We start from the raw sequence: 855 nt of genomic DNA, 5'->3' as shown, positions 1-855 counted from the left end.
GGGCGGAGGTTCGCCGATGGCTCGCCGACAATCTGGTCGGCGAATTCGCAGCTCTCAAGGGTCTTGGCGGACCGGGGCGCGAACATGAGGCGTTCGAGGAGCGCCGGGCATGGAACCAGCATCTCGCCAAGGCCGGTCTCACCTGCCTGGGCTGGCCCGTCGAGCACGGCGGCCGCGGGCTGTCGACCGCGCACCGGGTGGCGTTCTATGAGGAGTACGCGAAAGCCGACGCGCCGGACAAGGTCAACCACTTCGGCGAGGAGCTGCTCGGCCCGACGCTGATCGCCTTCGGGACGCCCGAGCAGCAGCAGCGGTTCCTGCCCAAGATCCTCGACGTCACCGAGCTGTGGTGCCAGGGCTATTCCGAACCTGGCGCCGGCAGCGACCTGGCCAACGTGTCCACCACCGCCGAGCTGGACGGCGACCAGTGGGTGATCAACGGCCAGAAGGTGTGGACCTCGTTGGCGCACTGGGCGCAGTGGTGTTTCGTGGTCGCCCGCACGGAGAAGGGGTCCAAGCGGCACGCCGGGCTTTCCTACCTGCTGGTGCCGTTGGATCAGCCCGGGGTGCAGGTGCGCCCGATCATCCAGCTCACCGGTGACTCGGAGTTCAACGAGGTCTTCTTCGACGACGCCCGCACCGACGCCAACCTGGTGGTCGGCGAGCCCGGCGACGGCTGGCGGGTCGCGATGGGCACGCTGACCTTCGAGCGCGGGGTGTCGACGCTTGGGCAGCAGATCCGCTACGCCCGTGAGCTTTCCAACCTCGCCGACCTGGCGCGTCGCAACGGCGCCGCCGACGACCCCTTCATCCGCGAGCGGCTGACCCGCGCGTGGACCGGGTTGCGCGCGATGC

The 855-nt window shown here is 69.4% G+C and carries 1 protein-coding gene; it reads left to right on the top strand.

What is annotated here, in order from left to right:
- On the top strand, positions 1 to 855 hold an 855-nt coding region (ipdE1, locus tag A9X05_RS01645), incomplete at both ends, for an acyl-CoA dehydrogenase IpdE1 (protein WP_067778726.1).

This window comes from Mycobacterium sp. E3298 (assembly GCF_001666895.1).
Lineage (GTDB): Bacteria > Actinomycetota > Actinomycetes > Mycobacteriales > Mycobacteriaceae > Mycobacterium.
This window is presented reverse-complemented; position numbering and strand designations above follow the sequence as displayed.